Source organism: Gammaproteobacteria bacterium (assembly GCA_011375345.1).
Classification (GTDB): domain Bacteria; phylum Pseudomonadota; class Gammaproteobacteria; order DRLM01; family DRLM01; genus DRLM01.
On record DRLM01000052.1, the window covers coordinates 1 to 19,206 of the forward strand.

20 protein-coding genes are annotated in these 19,206 nt (G+C 61.6%); 2 read left to right on the forward strand and 18 right to left on the reverse strand.

The genetic code is table 11. From position 1 onward, the window contains the following. The 6 genes from ENJ19_03610 to ENJ19_03635 form a co-directional block, all read right to left on the reverse strand. Positions 1 to 305 (reverse strand): IS1380 family transposase (locus ENJ19_03610; protein HHM04813.1); only part of this gene is annotated, 305 nt, incomplete at its 3' end. A 95-nt stretch (positions 306 to 400) separates the two neighbouring features. Next, positions 401 to 814 carry a PIN domain-containing protein gene (locus ENJ19_03615; protein ID HHM04814.1) on the reverse strand — a complete coding sequence of 138 codons (414 nt, stop codon included), beginning with the start codon at positions 812 to 814 and terminating at the stop codon, positions 401 to 403. Further along, a complete protein-coding gene (locus tag ENJ19_03620) occupies positions 814 to 1,038 on the reverse strand; it encodes a hypothetical protein (GenBank protein ID HHM04815.1) in 225 nt (74 codons plus the stop codon). The genes ENJ19_03615 and ENJ19_03620 overlap by 1 nt, the downstream gene beginning before the upstream one ends. Before the next feature lie 77 nt (positions 1,039 to 1,115). Further along, the gene (locus ENJ19_03625) at positions 1,116 to 2,600 is read right to left on the reverse strand and encodes an anthranilate synthase component I (protein HHM04816.1); all 1,485 of its coding nucleotides are present in this window, start codon (positions 2,598 to 2,600) and stop codon (positions 1,116 to 1,118) included. A gap of 119 nt (positions 2,601 to 2,719) precedes the next feature. Beyond that, entirely contained in the window at positions 2,720 to 3,397 is a 678-nt protein-coding gene (locus tag ENJ19_03630) for a phosphoglycolate phosphatase (protein ID HHM04817.1), read from the reverse strand. 84 nt (positions 3,398 to 3,481) lie between these two features. Continuing rightward, a complete protein-coding gene (locus tag ENJ19_03635; protein ID HHM04818.1) occupies positions 3,482 to 4,168 on the reverse strand; it encodes a ribulose-phosphate 3-epimerase in 687 nt (228 codons plus the stop codon). A gap of 170 nt (positions 4,169 to 4,338) precedes the next feature. Between ENJ19_03635 and ENJ19_03640 the strand changes: the two genes are divergently transcribed. Further along, entirely contained in the window at positions 4,339 to 5,181 is an 843-nt protein-coding gene (locus ENJ19_03640) for a DUF3530 family protein (protein ID HHM04819.1), read from the forward strand. 40 nt (positions 5,182 to 5,221) lie between these two features. On the opposite strand, the gene ENJ19_03645 is transcribed toward ENJ19_03640, so the two are convergent. The 9 genes from ENJ19_03645 to ENJ19_03685 form a co-directional block, all read right to left on the reverse strand. Further along, positions 5,222 to 7,612 carry an EAL domain-containing protein gene (locus ENJ19_03645; protein HHM04820.1) on the reverse strand — a complete coding sequence of 797 codons (2,391 nt, stop codon included), beginning with the start codon at positions 7,610 to 7,612 and terminating at the stop codon, positions 5,222 to 5,224. Between the two features lie 148 nt (positions 7,613 to 7,760). Further along, the gene (locus tag ENJ19_03650) at positions 7,761 to 8,804 is read right to left on the reverse strand and encodes a hypothetical protein (GenBank protein HHM04821.1); all 1,044 of its coding nucleotides are present in this window, start codon (positions 8,802 to 8,804) and stop codon (positions 7,761 to 7,763) included. A 28-nt stretch (positions 8,805 to 8,832) separates the two neighbouring features. Next, entirely contained in the window at positions 8,833 to 9,402 is a 570-nt protein-coding gene (locus tag ENJ19_03655; GenBank protein HHM04822.1) for a cytochrome c, read from the reverse strand. Then, a complete protein-coding gene (locus ENJ19_03660) occupies positions 9,399 to 10,016 on the reverse strand; it encodes a DUF3341 domain-containing protein (GenBank protein ID HHM04823.1) in 618 nt (205 codons plus the stop codon). The genes ENJ19_03655 and ENJ19_03660 overlap by 4 nt, the downstream gene beginning before the upstream one ends. Further along, on the reverse strand, positions 9,940 to 11,343 hold the full coding sequence (locus ENJ19_03665) for a polysulfide reductase (GenBank protein ID HHM04824.1): 1,404 nt from the start codon (positions 11,341 to 11,343) through the stop codon (positions 9,940 to 9,942). Before ENJ19_03665 ends, ENJ19_03660 begins: the two co-directional genes overlap by 77 nt. A 56-nt stretch (positions 11,344 to 11,399) precedes the next feature. Next, a complete protein-coding gene (locus ENJ19_03670; protein ID HHM04825.1) occupies positions 11,400 to 12,251 on the reverse strand; it encodes a 4Fe-4S dicluster domain-containing protein in 852 nt (283 codons plus the stop codon). A gap of 1 nt (position 12,252) precedes the next feature. Next, positions 12,253 to 14,472: a molybdopterin dinucleotide-binding protein gene (locus ENJ19_03675; GenBank protein ID HHM04826.1), complete on the reverse strand. Its 2,220-nt coding sequence runs from the start codon at positions 14,470 to 14,472 to the stop codon at positions 12,253 to 12,255. Between the two features lie 88 nt (positions 14,473 to 14,560). Beyond that, positions 14,561 to 15,208, reverse strand: a complete 648-nt coding sequence (locus tag ENJ19_03680; GenBank protein HHM04827.1) for a hypothetical protein — start codon at positions 15,206 to 15,208, stop codon at positions 14,561 to 14,563. A gap of 529 nt (positions 15,209 to 15,737) precedes the next feature. Then, entirely contained in the window at positions 15,738 to 16,490 is a 753-nt protein-coding gene (locus ENJ19_03685; protein ID HHM04828.1) for a Nif3-like dinuclear metal center hexameric protein, read from the reverse strand. 91 nt (positions 16,491 to 16,581) lie between these two features. Between ENJ19_03685 and ENJ19_03690 the strand changes: the two genes are divergently transcribed. Next, positions 16,582 to 17,736 carry a Do family serine endopeptidase gene (locus tag ENJ19_03690; protein HHM04829.1) on the forward strand — a complete coding sequence of 385 codons (1,155 nt, stop codon included), beginning with the start codon at positions 16,582 to 16,584 and terminating at the stop codon, positions 17,734 to 17,736. Between the two features lie 40 nt (positions 17,737 to 17,776). On the opposite strand, the gene tatC is transcribed toward ENJ19_03690, so the two are convergent. Genes tatC through tatA form a run of 3 tightly spaced genes read right to left on the reverse strand, consistent with a single transcriptional unit; the run spans position 17,777 to position 19,184 of the window. Then, the gene (gene tatC / locus ENJ19_03695) at positions 17,777 to 18,571 is read right to left on the reverse strand and encodes a twin-arginine translocase subunit TatC (protein HHM04830.1); all 795 of its coding nucleotides are present in this window, start codon (positions 18,569 to 18,571) and stop codon (positions 17,777 to 17,779) included. Next, a complete protein-coding gene (gene tatB, locus ENJ19_03700) occupies positions 18,552 to 18,902 on the reverse strand; it encodes a twin-arginine translocase subunit TatB (GenBank protein ID HHM04831.1) in 351 nt (116 codons plus the stop codon). Before tatB ends, tatC begins: the two co-directional genes overlap by 20 nt. Positions 18,903 to 18,914: 12 nt before the next feature. After that, positions 18,915 to 19,184 carry a twin-arginine translocase TatA/TatE family subunit gene (gene tatA, locus ENJ19_03705; GenBank protein HHM04832.1) on the reverse strand — a complete coding sequence of 90 codons (270 nt, stop codon included), beginning with the start codon at positions 19,182 to 19,184 and terminating at the stop codon, positions 18,915 to 18,917. Between the last annotated feature and the right edge of the window lie 22 nt (positions 19,185 to 19,206).

Sequence of the window (19,206 nt, forward strand, 5' to 3'; positions counted from 1 at the left end):
ACCAGCAAGGCCAGGGTGCTGTCCCGGCACAATACATCGTGATCGTTCAGGTCTTCGTAGCCCAGCGCCAGACCATATACCCGCTGTGCCACCAGCTCCCGTACGCTGTGCTCGATGCTCTCGGGGTTGCGGTAATCGGTAAAACACTCGGCCAGGCGATCCAGCAGGCCGATGCGATGATCCACCTCCCGCAGCAGCAGTCCGACACCGTCCGAAGTGATGCGCCCACCGTCAAAACGACCGATCACTTCGCGTCGTCCCAGGGACTGAAATGCCAACTGTTCTGGTGTACACTCTGTTTTCACAGGCCTCTTTCTCTCGTTGCTGGTAAGTGCCTGTTAACCCTTACTTTATGCAACAAAAAGAGGCCTGTTTCTATAGGGGTGGTGAGATATCCGGGCTAATCCCAACCTTTCATAAGCTCGCGCGCGTTAAGCACCTGTTTGGGAAAGCGTTTTTTCAGACGATCATCAAAACTAATGAGCCTCGTTCCGCTGAGCTCCGCGGCAGCCACGAACAAGGTGTCGTAGGCGGGATGATTGTGCCCCAGAGAAAGATCCAAGGCGCGCGCCCAGAGACGCTGACAAGCGATTGTGCCGGTGATGAGCGCATCGGCATCAAACAATATGGCATGCGCGGTTGCTCTCTCCACACCTCCATGCTGGACCCACTGCCACAAAACATTGGTGAGTTCGGCGCGCATGGAATCTGGGACAATGATGTCGTCGAGGGTTTCGAGAACGGCCATGGCTTCTTCGCCGAATTCCTCGACACCCAGCAGGGCATAGGCAAAGACCATGGTGTCGACGACCATTACCGCCGTCCCGTTTCCCGCCACCGACGCACTTCAGCCGCGCTGGTTTTCGGCAAGCGCTCCCAACGCTCCCGCGCCCGCTTCGCTATTTCCGAGCGCTCGGCATAACGGGCCTGCAACAAAAGGCGCACTTCCTGCTCCATGGAGCAGCCATGGGACCGGGCGGACAGCTTGATCCTCTCCACCAAGTCGTCTGGCAAATTTCGAATGGTCACCGTGGCCATCACCAACACCTCGCTGCGTATGTGGGCCTACCCGGCAATGCTAGCAACGCGCTAGCATTTAGGTCAATCTCTCCGTATTATTTATGTGCCCCGTTCAAGCCCCGCTCCGCCAGCGCCACCGCCCGGAACACGGCGCGGCCTTTGTTGAGGGTCTCTTTCCACTCGTAGCGGGGCACGGAATCGGCGACGATGCCGGCGCCGGCCTGGATGTGCAGCATGCCGTCTTTGATGACAGCGGTGCGGATGGCGATGGCGGTGTCGAGGTTGCCGTTCCAGGAGAGGTAGCCCACGGCGCCGGCGTAAATGCCGCGCTTGACCGGCTCCAGCTCGTCGATGATTTCCATGGCGCGGATCTTGGGCGCGCCGCTGACGGTGCCGGCGGGAAAGGTGGCGCGCAACACGTCCATGGGGCTGTGCCCCGGGCGGAGCCGGCCTTCCACGTTGGAGACAATGTGCATGACATGGGAATAGCGCTCGATCACCATGTTTTCGGTAACCTTGACGCTGCCGGTTGCGGCGATGCGGCCCACGTCGTTGCGGCCCAGGTCAATGAGCATGAGGTGCTCGGCCCGCTCCTTGGGATCGGCCAGCAGCTCATCTTCCCAGGCCTGGTCTTCCGCCTCGGTGGCACCGCGGGGCCGGGTGCCGGCGATGGGGCGCACGGTGGTGATGCCCTCTTCCAGGCGCACCAGGATTTCCGGCGAGGAGCCTGCGACGTGGAAATCCCCCAGATCCAGGTAGTACATATAGGGCGAGGGGTTGAGGCTGCGCAGGGCCCGGTAGACATCCAGCGGCCGGGCGCTTAAGGGCACGGACAGGCGCTGCGACAGCACCACCTGCATCACGTCACCGGCCGCGATGTACGCCTTGCTGCGCTGCACCGCCCGCTCGAAACCCTCCTGAGTGAAACCGGAGACGAAATCCTGCTCCCCCACGGTGGTGGCGCGGACCTGGGGCCGGCGGGGGGTGGCGCCGGCCATGCGGCCCACCAGCCGGTCCAAGCGGGCCTGGGCCCGCTCATACGCCTCGGGCGCGGCGGGGTCGGCCTGGACGATGACGTAGAGCCTGCCCCGCAGATTGTCGAACACCACCACTTCTTCCGACACCATCAGCAAGATGTCCGGCGTCTGCAGGGGATCGTCTTTGGCGCAGCGGGCCAAGCGGGGTTCGATGTAGCGGATGGTGTCGTAGCCGAAATATCCCACCAGGCCGCCGGTGAAACGGGGCAGACCCTCCACCTGGGCCACACGGAAGCAGCGTTGATAGCTTTCGATCCAGGCCAGGGGGTCGGCCACGCGGTGCTGCTCCACCTCCTCGCCGTCCCGGCGCACGCTCACTTCCCAGCCACGCACGCTGAGCACGGTGCGGCAGGGCAGGCCGAGGATGGAATAGCGGCCCCATTTTTCCCCTCCCTGCACTGATTCCAGCAAATAAGAATAAGGGCCGTCGGCCAGCTTGAGGTAGGCGCTGAGGGGCGTGTCCAAATCCGCCAGCACCTCGCGCATGAGGGGGATGCGGTTGTAGCCCTTTGCAGCCAGGGCCTGGAATTGGTCGCGGGTCATGGTCAGTACCTGCTGAATGAATCCGATGCGAAAGACAGCTTGTGTGAGGAGCAGCGTTCACACCCGCCATCGCCCCCTGCCACGACGCGCCCGGATTGTTCCCGCCGACCCCGCCACGGTCAGGCCGCGTCCGCCAGCAAGGACGGCAGCTCATCCAGACGGTCGATCACGGCATCGGGCCGGGCCAGGCGGATGTCCCGGCCGTGATTGTAGCCGTAGCTCACGCAGACGATGGCAAAACCGGCCGCCCGGGCCGCTTTCACGTCGCTGATGGAATCGCCCACCATAAGGGCCCGGACCGGGGCCACACCGAAAAATGCCGCCGCGTGCAGCAACGGCAGCGGGTCGGGTTTCTTTTTGGGCAGGCTGTCACCGCTGAGCACGATGCGAAAATAGTCATGCACGCCCAGGTCCTTGAGCAGCGGCCGGGTATAAGCCGCGGCCTTGTTGGTGACACAGCCCAAAGGGCAACCGCCCTGGCGCAAGGCCTCCAGGCCCTCCCGCACGCCGGGGTAGAGACGGCTGCGCACCGAGACATTGTCCCGGTACAAGTCCATGAACACCGGCAGGGCGCGGGCCAGCAGGCCGGGCTCCGGCTCACCTTCCAGATTGTTCACCAGGGCGCGCTTGACCAGGCGCTCGACCCCGTTGCCCACCCAGGTGCGGACCCTGGCCTCCCCGGCTGGGGGGCGGCCGATGCGTTTGAGCATTTCGTCCACGCACCAGGACAGGTCGGGCACGCTGTCCACCAGGGTGCCGTCCAGATCGATGAGGATCATTTCAGGTTTTTTGAGCATTTGCGCAAGGGTATTGATTGACTGCCGGAGACGCGCAGCGCACCACGTATTGGTTTGGGCCGTAAGCTGGATATTGAAAAGACCTTACCCGGCTTTGGCCAACTCGGCCCGCATGGCCGCCACCACGGAGTCGTAGCGGTTGGGGTCGGACTCTTTGCCGGCACCGAAGATGGCGGAACCGGCCACGAAGGTGTCGGCACCGGCTTCGGCGATGGCGCGGATGTTGTCCACTTTCACCCCGCCGTCGATCTCCAGCCGGATCGGCAGGCCGCTGTCGTCGATGAGCTTGCGGGCCGCGCGCAGTTTGCCCAGGGTGGCGGGTATAAATTTCTGACCACCGAAACCGGGGTTGACCGACATCAGCAGCACCATGTCCACCTTGTCCAGGACATAGTCCAAGTAATCCAGCGGCGTGGCGGGGTTGAACACCAGACCGGATTTGCAGCCCGACTCGCGGATCAGCGACAAGGAACGGTCAATATGCTCCGAGGCCTCGGGGTGAAAGGTGATGTAGCTGGCCCCGGCCCGGGCGAAATCGGGAATGATGCGGTCCACGGGCTTGACCATGAGGTGCACATCAATGTCGGCGCTGACACCGTGCTTGCGCAAGGCCTCGCACACCAGCGGACCGATGGTGAGATTGGGCACGTAGTGGTTGTCCATCACGTCGAAGTGGACGATGTCCGCGCCCGCCGCCAAAACCTGGTCCACTTCCCGGCCCAGACTGGCGAAATCCGCCGACAGGATGGAAGGTGCAATTTTGTAGTCCATGGAAACTCTCGCCTGTTGCTTGAAAACAAAAATCCGGATGCCGGGGTAAACGCTCCATTTTAGGTGAGTACGCGCAATAATTCACGTTTCACTTTACCCCCACTGACCGTCAAGGGCTGGCCGGGCGGGGCCGATGGTAGTGTTGTTCCCGCTCCAATCCCCGGCTCAGCATGAAACCGCCTCATCATTTCGCCTTGTTGCTCTGGGCGGCGGCGATGGCCGCTGCGATGAGCGCCCATTGCGCGCAAACGCCTGAGTGGGTGGCCGCCGCCGACCCGGCGACGGTGCTGCGCCTGGGATCCGGGTCGGCGCCGGTGTTCGCCTTGCAGCGCGAGGCCTCGACACGGCCCCGGGGGACGCTTGTTATTCTGCCCGATTGGGGCGTGCCGGCCAGCGCGTCGCCTGTGGCCCGCACCCTGGCCGAGGGCCTGGCCGGACAGGGCTGGACAACGCTGACCTTGTTCTGGCCCGCAGCGGGCACCCCAACACTGGAGTCCGCCCTGAACCAGGCCCGGGAAGCGCTGGAAACCACGCTGGCCCATCTCACCGGCCAGGGGGTGAACAAGGTTCTGGTGCTGGGCCACGGCGCCGGCGGCGTGGCCGCCGCCGACTATTTCGCCACGGTGGCCACCACAAGGGCCCAGGGCCTGATCCTGGTGAACGCCTCCCTCCCGGCGGGCCGGGTCAGCAGCCGCTACACGCCGGCCACCCTGGCGCGCATCACGCTGCCCATGCTCGATATTTTCGGTGCAGCGGACCGCCGGACGGCAGCCGAAGCCGGGGCCCGGGCGGCAGCGGCAAGACAAGACGCGGAGGCGGATACCCGGGGGACAAACATGCCGCAGGCGGCGGGTGCGGACGCCAGCACCCACATCCCGCCCGGCGAAACCCAGGGCCGCACCGCCTACCGGCAGGTGCGTGTCCCCGGTGCCGACCGTGATTTCACCGGGTTGGGTGCGGTGCTGCTCAAACGCGTCCGCGGCTGGCTGGCCAAACAGACGCGGCGCCGATGAAACGGTGATCAAAACTGCCGGCGCGGGAGAGAGGCGCGCATCACGCCGGCTCGCCCGCCAGAGGACGGGGCTCGGCGATGGCATGGCCTTGCACGTAGTCGATACCGGTCTCGGTGATCAGCTTGACCAGCGCTTCGTTTTCAACGCGTTTCGCCACGGTGGCCACGCCCATGGCATCGGCCACTTGCTTGATCGCCCGCACGATGGCCCTGTCCGAGGCACTGTCCAGCATGCCGGTGGTGAACGTGCCGGCGATTTTGAAGTAGTCCACCGGCATTTTTTTCAGATAGCTGAAGGAGGCCAGGCCCCCGCCGAAATCATCCACCGCCACCCGGCAGCCCAGCTCGTGCAGGCCGGCGAACAAGCGGCTGGCATGGTGGATATGATGCACCAGGGTGGTTTCCGCCACGTCGAAGCACAGACGCTCCGGCGCCACCCGGTTTTGGGACAGGCCCTCCCCCACCACATCCAGCAGCGCATCATCCTGCAAGGCCCCGGCGGACAGATTGACCACCGCCCCCACCACCAGACCGTCGCCACTGCGCCCGGCCAGCCAGCGGAGGGTGCGGCGGATCACCCACCGGTCCACATCGGCCATGAGCCCGAACCGCTCTGCCGTGGGAATAAAGGCACCGGGCAACAGCATGCGGCCCCCGGCTCCCACCAGCCGCACCAGCATTTCGTGATAGGGAATACGGCCAAGCTGGGGCAGAAGGGGCATAACAGGTTGATAAAATAAAGAAAATTTCTTACCGGCCAGTGCCTCCCGCAAGGCATTGAGGCGCAGCGGGCCGTCTTTGCGCGCGGCCTTGGGCGCGTCATCACCGGCCAGCAGATGAACGCGGTTGCGACCCAGGGTCTTGGCGGTGTAACAGGCCGCGTCCGCCTCCCGCAAGGCATGAGCCACATCGACGCTGTCAGCGGTAATGGGGACCACACCGATGCTGGCACCCACTTCGAATGAGCGCCCTTCCCACACAAAACGGTAATCGCGCACCGTCGCGACCAGGGTTTCGGCGATGGTGAGCGCTTTGTCCACCGGGCAGTTGTCCAGCAACACGCCGAACTCGTCCCCGCCAAGCCGGGCCAGCGTGTCCCGTTCGCGCACCCCTTCCTGCAACAACGCGGTGACCTGCTTGAGCAATTCGTCACCGGCCATATGACCGACGGTGTCATTGACCAGTTTGAACTGGTCCAAATCCAGGTAGCACAGGGCGTGGCGGGCGCCGTATTCCCGGCTGGAGGCCAGCATCTGCCCCAGGCGACGCTCGAATTCGCGGCGATTGACCAGGCCGGTCAAGGCATCGTGCTGAGCATGATACGCCAGCTCCCGGGCGGTCCGCCGCTGGGCGCTGACATCACGAAACACAATGACGCTCCCCAGCTTGCGCCCGTGCCGCCCCCGTATGGGCGAGGCGGACAGGTCAATGGCATAGTGCTGCCCGTGGCACCCCAGGAGCAGGCTGAACTGGGTGTACTTGATCACGCGGTCGTGGCGCAGGCAGTCAACAACAGGACTGGGCAGCGGTTTCAAGGTGTCTTCGTTGACCACTTTGAGCACGTCCATCAGGTCACGCCCCAGGGCTTCCTGCTCGGAATACCCCACCAGGGTTTGCGCCACCGGGTTCATGGCCTCGATGCGGCCCCGGGCATCGGTGACAATGACCCCCTCGCCGATGGAGCGCAGGGTGACTTCCGCTTTTTCCTTTTCCTCCGCCAGCGCAATCTCCGCCAGCTTGCGCTCGCTGATCTCCCGCCCCAGGGCCGCAGTCCGCTCGCGCACGCGCATTTCCATTTCCTCATGGGCCTTGCGCAACATTTCTTCGGCCTGGCGCTGGGCGGTGATGTCCTCGTGAATGAGGACAACTTCTTTGATGGTCTGCCCTTCGCGCACGGGATAGATGAAGGCGCGCACCCAGCGGGGGGCACCGGCACCCGCGCGGGTCTTCTTGGGATCGTATTGAATGGGTGGGATCTCGACAAACTCCCCGGCGAAACCACGCTCCAGGTAAGGCAAGACGCCATGGCTGTCCAGTTGGGGATCCTGGAGGATGTTGTAATGGTCGGCGAACTCCGGCGGGCTCTCCCAGAGCCGCTCCCAGGCCTTGTTGACCGCTATGCTTTCACCGTCGGAGGAAAAGATCTGAATACTGAAGGGAGAGTGTTCAAAAAGTGCGCGGTTGCGCAAGCGGGTTGCCTGCAGTTCTTTTTGCAAACCGGCGACGGCATCACTCTCCCCGGAGGAACCCCCGCCTGACTCACTGAGGGACAACTCCCAGGTCCCTTCATCACTAAAGCAGGAAAAGCGGTGACGGCCCCGCGGTGGGAAAAACTGATCTTCCGCAAAACCACCCCAGCGACTGTCCGGATAGCCGTTTGTTGCCCAGATCCGCTCTTGCCCCCCCTCGGCGGTATACGTGATAAAGCGCATTAGACCTGTCCTCTTGTTGGCACGGCGTGCCTGTTATTATTCTGTTCGCCCGCGTAACGCCGATTATACCCCGATCCGGAACTGCAAAAAAAAAAAGAACGCCACCGCGATTGCGGTGGCGTCCCCTGGGACGGACAGCAGCAACAACTCAGGTTCTGATCAAACCCTTGCGGGTGAAGGCCCATTTGACCGTGACCCACGCCACCACGATCACCGCCGCCGTCACCAGATAATCTGACAAAGACGACATCGGCAGGTGGTAGTATTCGGGCTCCACGGAGCCGGCAATCCAGGTGTAACGCTCCAGCCAGGTCCCCAACACAATGCTGCCCGCCACCATCGCAATCACCGGCGGATTATGCCGGTTGGGCGTGATGGCCAGGGTGGTGAAGGGAATGATGAACTTCAAGGCCAGGAAGGTCCACCACAGCGGCGCGAAGTCGTGGTACATCATCGCGAAAAAGCGGTCCATATCCGATGGCAGCCGGCCATACCACATGATCAGGTACTGGGTGAAGTACAGATAAGTCCACAAGATGGTCATCGCCAACATGAACTGCGCCATGTAGTTGAAAATGTGCGGCTGAATCGGTTTGACCAGCTTCTCACCCCGGTTCAGGAAGAACATCAGGAGGGTGAAGAACGCCAGGAAGAAATGGAAATTGCTCTGGAAATGGTAGAAGGCGTAACTGGCGCTGTGCCATCCCGCCAACTGGGTCATTTCAAAGTCCCAGGCCACCATGCTGGCATACAGCACATACGCAAACGGAATCAACAACGCAATATTGCGAAAACGCCGCTGAGCCGCGTAGGACTTGTCCACCTCGCTCAGGGCCTGATACTTGATGAACAGGCTGTACATCCACCAGATGAAGAGGAAGCCGGCGATCTGCCGCGCCACCAGGAAGGTGTAATTGTGCCAGCCGGGCAGGTGGTGACCGCCTTCGCCCTCCGCGCCGTGGGCGCTTCCCAACCAGGCGAAAGTCGCCTCCCCGTTTGCCAACAGGACCAGCAGCAGGACACCGGCAATGGGGAAAAGCACCGACAGCGCGCACGCAAGGTTGCGCACATCGAAACGCCATTTGCCGTTGCACAGATGCAGCACCGCCGACAGCGTTACGCCGTTCAACGCCAGGTACAGGATGATCAAAAAGTTGGTCGTCAAGATCGACCAGCTACCGAAGTTTTCCATGTCGCCCCTCTTAAAATTGTCTGCGCGCTTAGTGAGCAGCTTGGTCGTCGCTCGCCGCGGTCTTCACGTTGGCGGCCCCTTGGTCTTTCATCAGCCCGTGCTTGACATAGTTGACCACATGCCAACGCTCCTCCACCGACAAGTCGTTGGAGCCGCGCCGGTCTTCCCGTCCCTGCGGCATGCCGTAGGCGGGCATGATGAAACTGCCAAACGTGATGGTGCCGAAGATCCAGCCCTCGGTGAGCTGCTTCTGGGCATAGTCGTCGTTCAAGGCGATGGCGCCGATTTTCGGTGACACCGGCGAGCTGGCGCCCCCGTCCCGGCCGTGACAGGCCGCACAGTAGATGCGGAACAAGGTCCTGCCCTTGTTCAAGGACTCTTCTGACACCGGTATCGGGTTGCGCAGATTCTTTGCCTCCTCCCGGTTGTGAATGGTGGTAGGAAAGCCCCCCACCGGCACCGAGCGCTTCGGAAAAGGCGTCATGACCCCTTCCTGCGGCTTGATACTCGGCTGATTCATCATATCCTGGGACCACGGCCAGGCCGCCACCACTCCCGGCAACAAAAGCCCGGCCAACAACAGACTTGCTTTTTTCATCGAGCGACCTCTTCCCGTATTTCCAACACCTTGTGCTGCTGAAACAGCGCTTTCACTGCATCAGCATTTTTCGCGTCGGTCTCAACGATCACACCCACCTGATCCAAACTGACCATTTCGCTGTAGAGCGTATCACGCTTGCGAAAAAGCCGGGCTCCCACCAGGAAGCTGATGACGGTGAACAGCACGCTGAACAGAATCAGCATTTCGTAGGTCAGCACGAAGTTGGATGGCAGAGGCACAACCGCCTTGCCCCCCTGGGGCTGCACGACGAAGGTGGCCTGAGCCGAAGCCAGGAACAGAAAACCAAAGGTGATGCCAAAGGCGGCGCCCATCAGAGTGAACTTGGGCACATGCGCCGGGCGCTCGCCCAGCACCTCCTCCACTTCGGGGTGTTCGATTGGCGAGGACAGGGTCACGTCATCCAGCGTGACGCCGCTCACCTTGTCGCCACGAATATCCGCCACGGCGGCAAAGGCCTCATCAAAATCCCGGAACAATCCCATCAAACGTTGTTTGCTCATAATCCAACCCTTCCTAAGAACTTGGTGTATCGGTCGCGGGCTGCGGGTCGGTGGAGCGACGATGCAGGCTGACAGCCAAGGGCTCCACATTTTCCCGCCGGCGCATGTAAATCATTTCCTTCACCTCGTACATGGACACCGAGGTGAAGATTTTCACAAACACCAAGAACAGCAGGCCAAACCAACCGAAGCTGCCAAACACAATCGCCCACTGCACCATGGAAGGCCACATCACGTTCCAGGCGAAGGGCTGATAAGCCATGGACAGGGTGGGTGTCACGATCATCCAGCGCTCCAGCCACATGCCAACATTCAACAGCAGCGACACCACAAACATGGTGGGCAGGTGCCGGCGCAGTTTTTCAAAGGCCAGCGTAAACGGCAGCACCGAGCCGAAGAACATCATCCCCCAGAAGAAGGGCGCGTACGGTCCGGTGAATTTGTCCCACAGCACCTCCTTGGACGGGACATCGTGGCCGTACCAGACCGAGGCAAACTCGATGAGGTTGAGGTAGGTCCAGACCATGGCAATGGCAAAGGTCAGCTTGCAGGTCTTCTCCAGGATGGGAATGGTCATGTAGTCCTCAAAGTAGAAGAAGTAGCGCAAGATGATGAACAAGGTGATGATGGCCGCACAGCCCGAGTACAAGGCACCCGCGACGAAATACGGCGGGAAGGTGGTCACATGCCAGCCCGGCATAATGGACATGGCGAAGTCGGAGGACACAATGGAGTGCACCGACACTGCCAGGGGAATCAAGAAACAGGCCATCAGGAGATAGGTTTTGCGGAAGTGCCGCCACTGCCGGTCAGTGCCCGACCAACCCAGCGACAGGGCGCCGTAGAGTTTCTTGCGCCAGCCGCGGGCATTGTCACGACAGATTGCGAAATCCGGAATCATGCCTATGAACAGGAACAAGGCCGAAGACGTCAGGTAGGTGAAGATCGCAAAAGCGTCCCACACCAGGGGGGAACGGAAGTTCGGCCAGATCCCCCGGTCCGTCACATAGGGCAACACCCAGTACATGTTCCACAAACGACCCAGGTGGATCACCGGGAACAGGGCTGCGGTCATCAGGGAAAAGGTCGTCATCGCTTCCGCGAAACGGTATATGGGCTTGCGCCAGTCGGCATGGATAATATGCAAAATGGCCGACAACAAGGTGCCGGAGTGGCTCATGCCGATCCAGAAAATAAAGGTGGCAATGTAGAGATCCCACATGTGCGGCCAGTTGAGGTTGGCCGGCCCCATGCCGGTGTTGTACTGATAAATCTCCGCGACCACGGCACAGCCGATCATGGCCAGACAGGTCGCCACTGCCACCCAGTAGGCCGGGCGCGGATTCTCCATGCTCCGCAGCACGTCCTTGTTTATCTGGGCCCAGCGTATATCTTCGTTGATATCTTTCGTTTGCATGTAGCACCCGATCGTATTGCGATAATTGCTAAAAACAGCCTTAAGCGACTACGCGCTTAAACCTCCCTGACCCGTTCCAGGTACATGATGCAAGGGTCGGTGTTGAGCTCTTCAAGCACGCGATAGCCGCGCAGGTCAGCATCGCGTTTTGTCTGCTTCGCCTTGCCCAGTTCGACTTCGTGATCACGCCACTTCCGGCTCACCTCGCTGGCCTGGTCCAGCAAATCACCGAAAACAATGGCGCCGGTGGGGCAGGTTTGCTGGCAAGCGGTCTGGAATTCACCGTCGATCACGCTGCGGTCTTCGCGCCGCGCCTTGTCTTTGGCAGCACGGATACGCTGCACGCAGAAGGTGCATTTCTCCATCACCCCTTTGTCGCGCACCGCCAGATCGGGGTTCAACTGCATGTGCAAAGGCGCGGGCCAGGACGACTCGTAATAGGAGTAGAAATTGAAATAGCGCAGACGGTAGGGGCAGTTGTTGGAACAATAGCGCGAGCCGATACAGCGGTTGTAAACCTGCGCATTCAGGCCGTCAGGGGTGTGATAGGTGGCGGCCACGGGACACACGGGTTCACAGGTTGCCGCATTGCACTGCTGGCAGTTGAAAGGCAGAAAATTCGCCCCTCTCTCCTGGAACTCGCCCGCCGCTCCGTCATCATCAAGCCCGTGCTCATCCCAATAACGTTCCACCCGCATCCAGTGCATGGCCTGGTTCTTGGAGAAGCGCGCCTCGCCCACCACAGGCAGATTGTTTTCCGCGTAACAGGCCACGGAGCAGGCATTGCAGCCGATACATTTGTTCAGATCGACCGCCATGCCCCACATGTGTTCATACTCGTGGAAGCCACCCTCTTCGCGGCCCTTGCGGTATCGCGACCAGTTTTCAAGAATATTCTTCAGAGACATCTTATGCGCCCCCTTCCGTACGTCTGAAGACCTCGGCGGTCACACTTGCGACCAGCTTGCGCCCCATCTGGCTCTCGCTGCCGCCCATCTTGATCAGCTTCGCGCTGCGGCCGGTTTTGGTCAGCTTGACCCGGGTGCCGTACAAAGCCAGTTCCCCGGTTTGGCGCTCCGTGACCGCGTTCAGAATCTTGAGCGGGTTCACGCCACGCCCGGTGGCATAACGGCCGTAGTCCTCATGCCCCCGTCCCATGGGCACGGCAACGACTTCGGGACGCACACCTTTGTACACGTAAACCTGGGTTTCAATGGTGCCGTTCTCGGACTCGATTTTGATGTAGTCACCGGTCTTCACACCCAGCTTCTCGGCCGTACGCGGGTGCAATTCCGCCCAGGAGTTCCACACCACTTTGCTGATCTGATCCGGGGCCTCCTGCAACCAGGGCAGGTTGGCATGACGCCCATCCCACATGCCCAGCCGGGCGGCCGGCACCAGATGATAGGGATATTCTTCGTCAGACCGGTATTCCGGCAGGTCAGGGGCAATGGCCTTGACCTGTGCCTGGCCTTCGGTGCGCGGCAGAGTGATCATTCCGGCGGCCAGGGCACGCTGCCAAAAGGCCTCGCTGCCCAGGCCCTGCTTGAGATTGGCGGGCATATTGTCAAAGGCTTCGCGCAGGTAAGCGTAGTAGTCACTGTAGGGGCCGAACTTTTCCGCCTCCTGCACTTTCAGCAGGTCCAGCATGACATCGCCAAAACCGCGGGTGGTGGGGTAGAGCGGCTCCATCACCGGCTGCTGGACACCGATCACCGTGTCATCCCCGCCCTGGTAGGCGACGACATGCGTGCCCCAGTCTTCGTAGGGGGACAGCAGCGGCAACACCACATCGGCCCGTTTGGTCGTCTCGTCCATGTATTGGGAAAACGCCACTTTGAATGGCACGTTGATCAGCCGGTCCGCCACGCTGACGCGGTCTGGGGAGGTGTACACCGGATTGCTGCCGTAGAAGAACACCACGTCGAGCTCGCGTTTGCGCAGCGCCTCGGAGAAGGCCAGCAGATCGGCGCTGTTGCCGTACTTGGCCGCCATCTGCGGGAAGGGAAACTCACCGCCCAGCTCAATGGTTTCACCGACGTTACCCAATATGATATTGAGCAGCATGGCTGCGGCCGCCGACTGGTAGCCATGTTCCACACTTTCCGCCGACGTACCGGACAACACCAGGCTGGGCTCGCGCTCGGCCAACCACGCCGCCGTCTTGGCGATCAGCTCGGCGCGCACGCCGGTGGCCTCGGCCGCTTCCCCGGCGCTGTAGCGCCGGATCACGGCCTGCACCTGCGCCGGCAACATGCTCATGTCGCGCCGGTGACGGGTGACCAGTTCGCGGGCAATGCCCAGGGCCAGGGCCCCCTCGGTGCCCGGCCGAACAGCCATCCACAAATCGGCATTGGCGCCGGTCAGGGACATGCTCGGCTCCGCCACCGCCAGCACACCCCGGGGCGCTTCGCGGAAGGCGGCATACTGGTTGGCAAAGTGCACCGGGGAAATCCAGGCGCCGAGGAAATCCGCCCCCAGGGACAAGACGGCCTGCGCCTTGTCGAGACGATAGCGCGGCATGGCCACGCCCAGCATATCCCGGTTCACGGCCTGGCCCACCGCATTGTTCACCATCTCGTGGACGTAGTGCCGGCTGGCACCCAGCGCGGCCATGTAGGCGTCAATCAACACCGCCTGATGGCCACTGACGGTACCCGTCACCCAGGCGAAACGATCACCGTCCAGGCCGGAATCCGGCCCCACCCGTTCATTGATCGCCGCCAGCGCCTCGTCCCAGCTCGCCTCCACCAGCTTCTTGCCCTTGCGCAGCAGCGGCCTGGTGAGGCGGTCGGGGTTGTAGTGGCCCTGCAAACCCGCCTGACCCATCTGGCACACTTTGCCCTTGTTGAGGGGCGAGTTGGGGTTACCCTCCACTTTCAACACCCGGCCTTCTCGGACGCGGCCGTGTATCCCGCAACCCGCCGGGCATTGCTGACATACCGAGGCGTAGTACACCCCAATGCCGGGAATCACAAACTCCTCCGGCACGAGGTAGGCCACCACGTCTTCTTTACCTTCCTCAAGGGTCATGGTGGAGGGCACGTCGCAGCCGGCCAAGGCTGCGCCGGCACCGCCCCACCCCATGACCTTGAGGAAGTCTCTTCGGTTGATCTCGTTACCACTCATAGCAAACCATCCGTTTCAATCTGTTCTGTCTGGCGCTCGACACATCACGCCACCCCACGCGCCGCCCGCCTGCCGCGGCGCGCACCGTTTATTTGTGACACTTCCAGCAGTCACTGGGACCGCCGTTGGCTTTGTGGCATCTGACGCAGAACCCCATGTTCAGCGGTTTGACTTTGTGGGCCACGGTCCGCTGTGTCATATCACCGTGACAAAATGCGCAGACCTCGTACACGTTCTCCACCTCCATTCCTTTGTTGTCAAAAACAAAGCGCTTGAGGTGCTTCTCATGAGTGAAATGCACAAAATCGGGGACATCATGCACTTTTTTCCAAACGGGCGGCTTACCCTTTTCCCAATATGAAGTCAGTTTTTTGATCCGTGCACGATCTGTCGCAATGACCGTATGACAACCCATGCACTTGCTGGTGGGCGGGATGCCCGCCACCTTGCTGCGCCGCGCGTAAGTGTGGCAGTACATGCAATTGATCTTGTTGATCTTGGTATGAATGTCGTGGGGAAACTCTATCGGTTGCGGGACAATTTCACCGTCATAGCTCCCTTTGGGCGGCACTGCGTTGGGCACCTCAGCATAAGCCGCCGGCACCGCGGCCAGGCCCCACAACACGACCAGCGCCAGCACAACCAGCGGGAAGGCTATAGCGGCCAGCCCGGCCTGCGATCCCTTTTCCGGGCGTAGCCGCCCAAACAAACTACTCTCTAGAATTGGCATCTTCATCCTCAATCGGCTTTCACCTGGGTTGATTTCGTTTGGTTAGTGAGAGTGACTCGCAAACACACATAAACACTTCCATCGCGAGCCCGGGCCCGCAATGAGCGTGTCCTGTCAGATGCTTTGGAGTTCCGCCATGACTACCGCGAACGCTGCGCCGGGCGCGAACGCCCGGCGAACCCGCTGCAAAGCAGGTTGCGGACTATTGGATAGAGTTCCAATGAACACCCCCCTGTCCCCCTTTGCTTACCTTAATCTCAGGCAAATCCACGCTTTCCGCAAAATCCCTAGATTTATTATTGTTTGCAGCGGAAACCCCTAACTTTAATCCGCTTATCGCTGTCTTACTGTTGTTTTTCGTTGGGCATCGAATGCTAGTCCATTCTTCCGCGGGCTGTCAATGCTGGGGGAAAACATTACTAACCGTGAAAAAAAATGGATTTCCCGCATTAAACCGGGGTCTTGTCACTTTTCTGACGATTTACCCCGCTGCCCGGGGACCGCTCTGGACACCGATGTGTGTTGTTCGCCACACTCAGGCCGGATTCCCGATATCGATAAAACGGTGCTCGACAGCATACTTTTCAGCAATATGCCCTCCCAAAGCGGCAACGCCGTAGCGCTCTGTGGCATGGTGCCCCGCGGCAAAATAGTGTATCCCCCATTCCCGCGCCGAATGGACCGTGGCCTCGGAAATTTCGCCACTGATGTAGGCATCCAGGCCCTGCGCCGCGGCGTGCTCAATGTATTTCTGGGCACCGCCCGTGCACCAAGCCACGCGACGTATGGGGTGTGCGCCGCCGCTGATCCACAGGGGGTTGCGCCCCAAAGCCCGGTCGATGCGGGTGGCAAAATCCTGCGGCGCCTGCGGCCCGGGCAACTCGCCGCGCCAGACCCAGGGCGGCGCCGGGGCCAGGCGCTGGGGCCTGGCAATGCCCAACACCCGGGCCAGCTGGACATTGTTTCCCAGCGTTTCATGATCATCCAAAGGAAGGTGATAGGCCAGCAGGCTGATGTCATGGCGCAGCAGCGGCAGCAAACGGTTTTTTTTTATTTTATTGATGCAGGGGTCTTCCCCCCGCCAAAAAAAACCGTGGTGCACGATGAGGGCGTCAGCCCCGGCGGTCACGGCGGCGTCCACCAAAGCGCGGCTGGCCGTCACGCCGCTGACGATGCGGCGAACCTCATCGCACCCCGCCACCTGCAGGCCGTTGGGCGCATAGTCGGAATATGCTTCCACCTGCAGCAGCCCGCCGAGATAATCCACCAGTTCAGTCAGGCGAACCATGCAAGCTCCCTATTCATGCGTTACCATTCTTTAATCAGCCGGCCGAACCCGGGATTTCACCGCAATTCTCCAACGCGCAGGAGCGCACCCAATGAACGTCCGCAAGCTCTTTGCCTTTGTTTACGAAGCCGCCGTTACCGGACTTGCGGTCGCTTTCCTCGCCCTGTTGATCCTGCGACCGGAAATATTATTCAAGTCGCGCGCCATCGACGTCATCGAGGCACCCCCGCCTGCGGTAAGCCAAGGCGATGGCGGCACGCCCACCAGTTATGCCCAGGCGGTGCAAACCGCCGCGCCTGCCGTCGTCAACATCTATACCACCAAGGTGGTGACCCAACAACGCCACCCCCTGTTTTCCGACCCCAGTTTCCGGCGCTTTTTCGGGGACCGGTTCGGCATGCCCCGCCAACGTCTGGAATCCAGCCTGGGCTCCGGCGTCATCGTCAGCCGCAAAGGCTACATTCTGACCAACAATCACGTCATCCGGGGGGCCGATGAAATCCAGGTCGCCCTGGCCGACGGCCGTGTCGGCCGGGCCAGGCTGGTGGGCGCCGACCCCGACACCGATCTGGCCGTACTCAACATTGACCTGCCCGATGTGCCCGCCATCACCTTCGGCCGCTCCGACAGCCTGCGCGTGGGCGACGTGGTGCTGGCCATCGGCAACCCCTTTGGCGTGGGCCAGACCGTGACCCAGGGCATCATCAGCGCCACCGGCCGCAGCGAGCTGGGCATCAGCACCTTTGAAAACTTTATTCAAACCGACGCCGCCATCAACCCCGGCAACTCCGGCGGTGCCCTGATCAACACCGCAGGGCAGCTGGTGGGCGTGAACACGGCCATTTTCTCCCGCTCCGGCGGCTCTCAGGGCATCGGTTTTGCGATCCCCTCCAGCCTCGCCCTGGCGGTGATGGAACAAATCATAGAACAGGGCCACGTGGTGCGGGGCTGGCTGGGCATAGAAATTCAGGATCTGACGCCGGAGCTGGCCGAGTCCTTCGGCTTGCGCACGCAGCAGGGCGCCGTGGTTGCCGGCGTGATGCGGGGGGGAGCCGGTGCCAAAGCCGGCCTGGTGCCCGGCGACGTGTTGGTGAGCGTGGCCAAGCAGGCGGTACCCAACGCCCGCGGCGCGCTCAACGCCATCGCCGCTCTGCCGCCCGGAAAAACCGTAACACTGGGAATCATCCGGGGCGGCCGGGAAATGGAATTGCGCGCCACTGTCGGCGAACGCCCCTCACCACGGTAAGGAACCACCACCTCTCGTCACCGCCCCGCGGGAACAAGCCCTACCGCGGCCCGCCGCCTTCGTCCGGCGACGACGACATCGGCGCCTCTTCTTCTTCCGGCGCGGCCACATAGCGCGACATCACCAAACCCAGTTCAAACAACAGCCACATGGGCACCGCCAACAGGGTTTGCGAGATGGCGTCGGGGGGCGTCAGCAACATGGCGATCACAAAGGCGCCGATGATGACGTAAGGCCGCTTGGCGGCCAGACTCGCGCGCGTGGTGATACCGGCCCAGACCACCACAATGGTCGCCACCGGCACCTCAAAGGCCAGGCCAAAGGCAAAGAACATCTTCAACACGAAATCGAGATACTTGCTGATATCCGTCATCACCGCCACGCCGTCCGGAGCGGTACCGATAAGAAAGCCGAACACCAGCGGGAAAACCACGAAATAGGCAAACACCATCCCCAGGTAGAACAAGGCGATACTGGAGACCAGCAGGGGCAGGGCAATGCGCCTTTCCCGTTGGTACAGGCCCGGCGCCACGAAGCGCCACGCCTGGTGCAGCACATACGGCATCACCAGGGCGAAAGACAACACAAAGGTGAATTTGAAGGGGGTCAGAAAAGGCGAGGCCACTTCGGTGGCGATCATGGTGGCGCCGGACGGCAAGGCCTTGAGCAAGGGCTCCGCCAGCAACGAGTAGAGCTCCTGGGCAAAAGGCACCAGCAGCAAAAACACCAACAGGGTGCTCCCCACGATGCGCAGCAGGCGGTCCCGCAGCTCCACCAGGTGGGCCATAAAAGGCTGGTCTTGCTGGGGCGTGTACTTAGGTTTTTGCCGCCTCATTCTTGTTTCCGTCAGCGGGGGATGGGGACGGAGCCCCGGAGCCGGTCACCGAAGCCTTGGCGGTCTCTTCGGCGCGCACCGCAGCGAAGCGTTTCTCGTCGAGAATTTTGTGCGCTTCCGCGATCCGGGCCTCCTCGGCGATGCGCTGCTTGATTTCTTCGGCCTTGTTGATTTCGGTCTCGAACTCGGTCTTCACCGATCCCACGAAGCGGCGCACCCTGCCCAGCAGGCGGCCGATGTTGCGCACCAGGGCGGGAAACTCCTGCGGCCCCACCACCAACAGCGCCACCACGGCGATGAGGGTGATTTCCCAAAAGCCGATGTCGAACATCGACGCGGCCCGCTACGCCTTTTCTTTTGGTTCGCTCTTGGCGGCCGCCTCACCCTCCATGGTGGCGCCCCGGGCCGGGCCTGACGCCTGGCTCTCCAGTTGCCCGGCGGGCTTGGCGGCCGCGGCCGGTGCCTCGTCCCGGTCTTTGTCATCGCCCATGGCGTCCCGGAAGCCTTTCACTGCACCGCCCAAATCGCTGCCCAAACCGCGCAGCTTCTTGGCGCCAAACAACAACAGCACGATCAACAAAATAATCAACAACTGCCAAACACTGATACCCATGTCTTCATCTCCGCTAAGGCCG